This is a genomic window from Aurantimonas sp., from assembly GCF_964217435.1.
Classification (GTDB): domain Bacteria; phylum Pseudomonadota; class Alphaproteobacteria; order Rhizobiales; family Rhizobiaceae; genus Aurantimonas; species Aurantimonas coralicida.
Genome location: NZ_CAXPJM010000011.1, coordinates 83,922 through 91,233 on the forward strand (window position 1 = coordinate 83,922; position 7,312 = coordinate 91,233).

Consider the following 7,312-nt stretch of genomic DNA (forward strand, 5'->3'; position numbering starts at 1 on the left):
GCTTTCCCGGTCAGTGATAGCGCGGGATCTTGCCGGCCCGCAGCTTGGCGAGGTAGCCGGTCATCTCCCGCTTCACGACCGGCATCAGGAAGTACAGGCCGATGATGTTGGCGATGCCCATGGCGAACAGCGAGGCGTCGGAGAAGTCCAGCACCGCGCCCAGGCTGACCGACGCGCCGAGAACGACGAACAGGCAGAACAGGACCTTGAAGAACAGGTCCGAGGTCTTGGAATCGCCGAACAGGAACAGCCACGCCTTCAGCCCGTAATAGGACCAAGAGATCATCGTCGAGAAGGCGAAGAGCACCACGGCGAGCCCCAGGACGTAGGGGAACCACGGGATCGCCGTGCCGAAGGCCGCCGAGGTCAGTTCGACGCCGCTGAGCGAGCCTTCCGTGGCGATCTGGCCGAGGCCCTGATCCCAGACATACAGGCCGGTGGCCGGGTCCTGCTGCATGACGCCGCTGATGGTGATCACCAGCGCCGTCGCCGTGCAGATCACCACCGTGTCGATGAACGGCTCGAGCATCGACACGAAGCCCTCGGTGACCGGATGGTCGGTCTGCACCGCCGCATGGGCGATCGCCGCCGATCCGATGCCGGCCTCGTTGGAGAAGGTCGCGCGGCGCAGGCCCTGGATCAGTGCGCCGACGATGCCGCCGGCGACCCCCAGCCCGGTGAAGGCGCCGGCGAAGATCTGGCCGACCGCCCAGCCGATCCGGTCGTATTCGACGCCGATGATCACCAGGGCAGCGCCCAGATACAGCAGCCCCATGAACGGCACGAGCTTCTCGGTGACGCGGGCGATCGACTTGATGCCGCCGACGATGACCATGAAGACGATGATCGCCATGACGACGCCGGTGATCCAGCCGCGGCCGTTCAGGAAGCTCTCCTCGCCGCCGGTGATGACGACCAGCTGCGCATGGGCCTGGTTGGCCTGGAACATGTTGCCGCCGCCCCAGGAGGCGAAGACGCAGAAGATCGCGAAGAGGACGGCGAGGAACCGGCCGAGCTTGGCGTAGCCGAGTTCCGCCATGCCCTTGCGCAGATAATGCATCGGTCCGCCGGAGACGCGCCCGTCGGGAAATTCCTCGCGGTATTTCACGCCGAGGGTGCATTCGGTGAATTTCGAGGCCATGCCGAGAAGGCCGGCAAGGATCATCCAGAAGGTGGCGCCCGGGCCGCCGATCGACACCGCGACGGCGACGCCGGCGATATTGCCGAGGCCGACCGTGCCCGAGACCGCCGTCGCCAGCGCCTGGAAATGGGTGACCTCACCCGCCGCATCCGGCGAGGTGTACTGGCCGCGCACGAGCTGGATGGCATGGCCGACCAGGCGAAACTGCACGAAGCCGAAATAGACCGTGAAGATCGCCGCCGCCGTGATCAGCCACAGGACGATCCAGGGCAGTTCGGTGCCCGGCAGCGGCGCGAAGATGAAGCTGACGAAGGGCGTCGTCACAGGCTCCATGATCGCCGAAAGGGTCGCATCGATGGAAAAGCCCGGCTCGGCGTCCTGCGCTGCGGCGGGCCCGGCCAGGAGAAGGCTGGCGCCCGCCAGCGGCAGGAGAGCGGCGGTCTTCGGCATGACGCAACCTCTGTCTGGATCGAAATTCCGTGGGGCGGATGCAGGGCGGCTCATGGCACAATCACGGTCGGGATGCGGGCGACCTGCGCCAGTCCCAGGGTGACGCTTCCGAAGATCTTGTTCTGGACCGGGCCCCTGCCCGTGCGCCCGACGAAGATCATCGCCGCCTTCTGATGCTCGGCGACCGCGAGGATGATCTCGGTCGGTGCACCGAAGCGGATTTCGCAATCGACGGTGACCCCTTCGGCCGAAATCTCGGCGACGAGCGGATCGAGCAACGTGGTCCTGGCGCGTTCGAGTTCCTGGCGCCGGCGCATCTTGCGCTCGTCGAGTTCCTCGGCGGTCAAGAAGCTGTAGGGCGACCATTGCAGGACGTGGACGATGTGGAGGGCCGCCCCGCTCGCCTTGGCCCGCACCACCGCGTAGTCGACGACGCTGCGATCATGCCCGTCATAGGCAACGACAAAGATCTCGGTCGCCATGGGCGATCACCCCTCTATCGGTCGGTCGGGCAGCAAGACGATCTGAGCCAAACCATCAATATTGATTATGGTAGGTTCAATTCCGGTGATGGCAAACGCTTTTCGCGCCATGCGTGTTGACGCCGAAGGCCGCAGCGCTCGGCGTGACCTCCGTCACCTGGCCCTATCAGCGGGAAATCCTTCGTGTTTCCAGAGGGCTGGGCTCCGGCCGCCCTCACGCGCCCGGCCGCGGGATGCAGCTTCACCGCCGAAGATCATCCGGCCGCATTCGACGCGATCCGAAGGCGTGCAATGCCGCAGGGGCAGCGCTCCGCTCAGGATGTCAGCGGCCGGCGTCGCTTCAGCGCTTCCACGGCGTCGGTCAGGACGGCATGCAGGCGGTCCCGCTCGACCTCGGTCAGCCGTTCGAGATCGAGGAAGATGCGGGCGCCCTCGGCATATTCGTTGATCACGCCGGGCGCCGCGTCCGTGGCCTCGTCGTGGATGCCCTCGACCACATAGGGGATTACCTCGCGGCTGATGCCCTTGAGCGAGATCGGCGCCAGCGGCCGCGCCCGTACATCGTCTTCCACATGGGCATAGGTCTCGTAGCTCATCACGATGCCGCCGGGCTCGGCGATCTGTTCCAGCCGGGCGGCGAGGTTCGCCTCGGCCCCGATGATCGTGTAGTCCATGCGATCGGAGCTGCCGAAATTTCCGACATTGCAGAAGCCGGTATTGATCCCCATCCGGGCCTGGAACGGCTTCTCGATCCCGCGTCGGCGCCATTCGGCGTTGAGCTCCACCATCCGCCGCTGCATGGCGATCGCCATGGCCAGGCACGCCTTGGCATCCTCACGCGGGCCCATGGTTTCGGGATCGCCGAAGAAGGCGAGGATCGCATCGCCGATGAACTTGTCGACCGTGGCGCCATGCTCCTGCGCGATCTTCGACATCTCGGTGAAATACTCGTTCAGAACCTGGGTCAGCTCCTCCGGCTGCAGCCTCTCGGAGGTGACGGTGAAATCCTTGATGTCGGAGAAGAAGATGGTCAGCTTCTTGCGCTCGGTCGAGATGGTGACGTCGCGCTCGCCGCTGAAGATGCTGCGATAGACCTGCGGCGACAGGTATTTGGAAATCTTCATGGAGACCGAGGCTAGGAAGGAATTGGCCTCTTCCAGCTCGGTGTTCATGCGCCCGAAAGTACGGGCCTGGCGCCATTGCAGGGCGGCAAAGCACACGCCGAACAGGCCGGCGCCGACGAAATAGGCGAGGAGATACTTGAAGGAGAGGAGATTGGCGGCGATCGGCTGCTCGATCTCCACCTCCTGGATGCCGCGGATGTCCCCGACCTGCCAGTCCCGCTTCGGGCTTTCGGGATGGGCGTTGTGGCAGGCGACGCAGGCCTCGCCCATCACCACCGGCGCCGCCAGCCGGATATTGCGGTCGAGCAGCGAACCGTTGACCTGGGTGATCAGCGGATGGTCGGCGCCCTTGGTCCGGAAGGTCTGCAGCGCGTCGCGCTCGAAGGCGTCGAGGACATGCGGCGCGCGCTTGGCGAAGACCAGATCGGAGGCGAAGCGGTAGCGGATATTCTCGCCGCGCCGGCCGATCACTTCGCCCAGCTCCAGCGACAGGGTGGCCGGAATCGGGATCGCGCCGGGCACCTCCAGATAATTATGGGCGGCGATGGTCCGGCCCTCGGGATTGGCCAGCACCCGGCCGACGACGTTGCGCGCATAATAGCTGCGGATGTCGGTGATCATGGAATTCAGGCTGTTCGCCTGGGCGTTCAGCGCCGTGTCGGAGAGATGGCGCAGATCCATCCAGACCGCCACCGGCAGAAGCGCCAGCGCCAGCGCCACCGTGATGGCGAAGTAGATCGGCCGTGCCATCAGATACCGGAAGATCGCGCCCATCGTTCTCTCCTCGAACGGGTGGCGCAAATATAACGACAAAACGCGGCAGATGTCTTTGCGTCATTTTCCGGGGCGCCGCGAGCGGCGGGGAAACGCCCCGGCCGCGCAGCCAGTACCCAGCCCGTCCGGCGCGTCCGCCGCGCCTCAGCCGTCAGCGCTCATCGCCGCCGCGCCAGACCGCGCGGTGGATCGTCCGGGCGATCCTCGCCGCCGCGGTGGTTTCGGGCTGGGCGGCCGGGTCCGCCTCTCCCTTTCAGGCGAAGGCGTCGGCCTCGGCGGCCTTGCGCTTTGCCACGAACGCCGTCAGCGCCTCGGCGATGGCGGGATCGAGCGCCGGCGCCTCGTAGGAGTCCAGCCAGCGGCGGCAAAGCTGGCCGGCGCGGTTCTCGGCGCGCAACGCGCCTTCCGCCGACCATTGCTCGAAGGAATTGTTGTCGGCGATGGCCGAGCGGTAGAACGCCGTCTGGAAATTGTCCTGGGTGTGCTGGCAGCCGAGGAAGTGACTGCCCGGACCGACCTCGCGGATCGCCGACATGGCCTGTCCGTTCTCCGACAGATCGACGCCGCGCGAGAAGGCCTGCATCATGCCGAGCTGGTCGCAATCCATCACGAATTTCTCGAAGCAGACGGCCAGTCCGCCCTCCAGCCAGCCGGCCGCATGCAGGACGAAATTGGTGCCCGCCAGCATGGTGGAGTTCAGCGTGTTGGCGCTCTCATAGGCGGCCTGGGCGTCGGGCACCTTGGAGGCACAGAGCGACCCGCCGGTGCGGAACGGCAGGCCGAGGCGACGCGCCAGCTGGGCTGCGCCGTAGGATACCAGCGCCGGCTCGGGCGTGCCGAAGGTCGGCGCCCCGGACTGCATGGAGATCGACGAGGCGAAGGTGCCGAAAACCACCGGGGCGCCCGGCCGGCAGAGCTGGGTGAAGGCGGCACCGGCCAGCGCCTCGGCCAAAACCTGCGCCAGCGTGCCGGCAACCGTGACCGGGCTCATCGCGCCGGCGAGGATGAAGGGCGTGACGATGCAGGCCTGGTTGGCGCGGGCATAGACCTTCAGCGCGCCCAGCATGGTGCCATCGAAGGTCATCGGCGAATTGGCGTTGATCAGGTTGATGACGACGCAGTTCTCGTCGACGAACTTTTCGCCGAACAGGATGCGGCACATCTCCACCGTATCGCGAGCCCGCTCCGGCGCCGTCACCGAGCCCATGAACGGCTTATCCGACAGGGTCACGTGGGCCAGCAGCATGTCGAGATGCCGCTTGTTGACCGGGATGTCGACGGGCTCGCAGACGGTGCCGCCGGAATGATGCAGCGACGGCGCCAGATAGGCGAGCTTCACGATATTGCGGAAATCCTCGATGGTCGCATAGCGGCGCACGCCGTCGAGATCGCGGACGAAGGGCGGGCCATAGACCGGGGCGAAGATGGTCGCCTTGCCGCCGATCTCGACCGAGTTCTCCGGGTTGCGGGCATGCTGGACGAAGGTCCGCGGCGCCGTCTTCAGAAGCTCGCGGCACAGGCCCTTCGGAAACCGGACGCGCTCGCCCGAGACCTCGGCCCCCGCCGCCTTCCACATCTCCAGCGCCTCGGCGTCGTCGCGGAACTCGATGCCGATCTCTTCGAGGATGGTGTCGGCATTCGCCTCGATGATGGCGAGGCCTGCCTCGTCGAGCAGCTCGTATTCCGGCACGTTGCGGCGGATGTAGCTCAGCTTCGTCCCGGACGCGCTCTGGACCCGGGCGGCGCGCCGGGCCGTCGCCCCGCCGCCGGTGCCGCGGCCGCGCCGGCCGCCTTCGGTGCGCGGCGTCTCGCTCAGATGTCCGGTCTCGTCGCTCATCGTCAGGTCTCCGGCCAAAGCGGCAGCCCGCGCCGGCTCAAGCCGCACGGGCGTTCGATCTGTCACCGATACTAGGAGCAGCGCCGGCCGTTGCCGTCTTACCTGCGAAGGCCGGTGACGCGCCGAGAACAATGACGGCGCGGGTCCGCATCGGCCGGACCCTGCCGGGCGCCTGCGCGCCGCGTCGCGCGGCGGCGCGCACGTCGCTTTCGCAATGGCGGATGTCGCAGCAAAGAGATTGCGCGGCTGCGGCTGCCCTAGAGTGAGGGCTGCGGACGGACGAGGCGGCGCAGTCGCTGAAAGTCGCGTTCGGGGCAGTTCCGGGTTCGTCCCGCCACAAGGAATGCGCCATGGCCGATGCCGACGACATCATTCTGGCCGAACTGTCGGACGACGATCTCGTCGCCCAGATGAAGGACGACCTCTATGACGGACTGCGCGAGGAGATCGAGGAAGGAACGCAGATCCTCCTCGAACGCGGATGGACGCCCTACGACGTCCTGACCAAGGCGCTGGTCGGCGGCATGCAGATCGTCGGCGAGGATTTTCGCGACGGCATCCTATTCGTGCCCGAGGTGCTTCTGTCGGCCAATGCGATGAAGGCCGGCATGGCCATCCTGCGGCCGCTGCTCGCCGAGACCGGCGCGCCGAAGCAGGGCAAGATGGTCATCGGCACGGTGAAGGGCGACATCCACGACATCGGCAAGAATCTCGTCGGCATGATGATGGAAGGCGCCGGCTTCGAGATCGTCGATCTCGGCATCAATATCGACGTCGACAAATATCTCGCGGCGATCGAGGACCACCAGCCGGAATTCCTCGGCATGTCGGCGCTGCTGACGACGACCATGCCCTACATGGGCGTCGTCATCGAAGAACTCGACAAGCGCGGGATCATGAAGGAGCTTCCCGTCATGGTTGGCGGTGCGCCGCTGAACCAGGAGTTCGCCGATGCGATCGGGGCCACGCAATATGGTCGCGACGCGGCAATGAGCGCAGAGCTCGCCCGCGCACTGGTTGGGCAGAACCACTGATGGCCGGCGCCGCTCGCCGGTCGGGCGGACGGCAGTCGCGACTGGAACGGCGTGCCAAGCCGCGGGGCGAGGCGGGATCGGTCGGCGCGACGCTTGCCACCACGGCACGAAATCCCGACGGCCCGGCGCTGATCCTCGCCTGCGGTGCGCTTGCCAATGAGGTTATCGCGCTGCGTAAGCAGCTGGGGATAGGCGAGGAAGAGCTGGTCCTGCACTGCCTGCCCGCCGAATTGCATAACCGCCCGGCGCAGATCGCGCCGCGGGTCGACGAGTTCCTCGCGCAGCATCGCGAGAAATACTCGCAAGTACTGATCGGCTATGGCGACTGCGGAACGGGCGGTGCGCTTGATGCCGTGCTTGCACGGCACGATGCAGAGCGCTTGCCGCATGCGCATTGCTATGAATTCTATGCAACCAGCCCGCTTTTTGAGGATATCGTTGAAGCAGAAGTAGGCAGCTTTTTCGTCACC

At 66.2% G+C, this 7,312-nt stretch carries 6 protein-coding genes; 2 read left to right on the forward strand and 4 right to left on the reverse strand.

From position 1 onward, the window contains the following. Positions 1-10: 10 nt before the first annotated feature. The 4 genes from ACEQX1_RS06150 to ACEQX1_RS06165 all read right to left on the reverse strand — a co-directional run bounded on the left by ACEQX1_RS06150 (position 11) and on the right by ACEQX1_RS06165 (position 5,808). Positions 11-1,591 carry an alanine/glycine:cation symporter family protein gene (locus ACEQX1_RS06150; RefSeq protein ID WP_370193405.1) on the reverse strand — a complete coding sequence of 527 codons (1,581 nt, stop codon included), beginning with the start codon at positions 1,589-1,591 and terminating at the stop codon, positions 11-13. A gap of 50 nt (positions 1,592-1,641) precedes the next feature. Next, positions 1,642-2,073 (reverse strand): universal stress protein, encoded by a 432-nt coding sequence (locus ACEQX1_RS06155; protein WP_024351360.1) that lies wholly within the window; start codon positions 2,071-2,073, stop codon positions 1,642-1,644. Positions 2,074-2,387: 314 nt separating this feature from the next. Beyond that, complete coding sequence (locus ACEQX1_RS06160; protein ID WP_370193406.1) at positions 2,388-3,947, reverse strand: adenylate/guanylate cyclase domain-containing protein; 1,560 nt, start codon at positions 3,945-3,947, stop codon at positions 2,388-2,390. A gap of 277 nt (positions 3,948-4,224) precedes the next feature. After that, on the reverse strand, positions 4,225-5,808 hold the full coding sequence (locus ACEQX1_RS06165) for a trimethylamine methyltransferase family protein (protein WP_370196619.1): 1,584 nt from the start codon (positions 5,806-5,808) through the stop codon (positions 4,225-4,227). 350 nt (positions 5,809-6,158) lie between these two features. On the opposite strand from ACEQX1_RS06165, the gene ACEQX1_RS06170 reads away from it, so the two are divergent. Together ACEQX1_RS06170 and ACEQX1_RS06175 are read left to right on the forward strand one after the other, a co-directional pair. Next, positions 6,159-6,842, forward strand: coding sequence for a corrinoid protein (locus tag ACEQX1_RS06170; RefSeq protein WP_370196620.1), 684 nt, complete (start codon positions 6,159-6,161; stop codon positions 6,840-6,842). After that, positions 6,842-7,312, forward strand: a 471-nt coding sequence (locus ACEQX1_RS06175) for a DUF1638 domain-containing protein (protein WP_370196621.1), incomplete at its 3' end; no start/stop codon positions are given. The genes ACEQX1_RS06170 and ACEQX1_RS06175, both read left to right, overlap by 1 nt.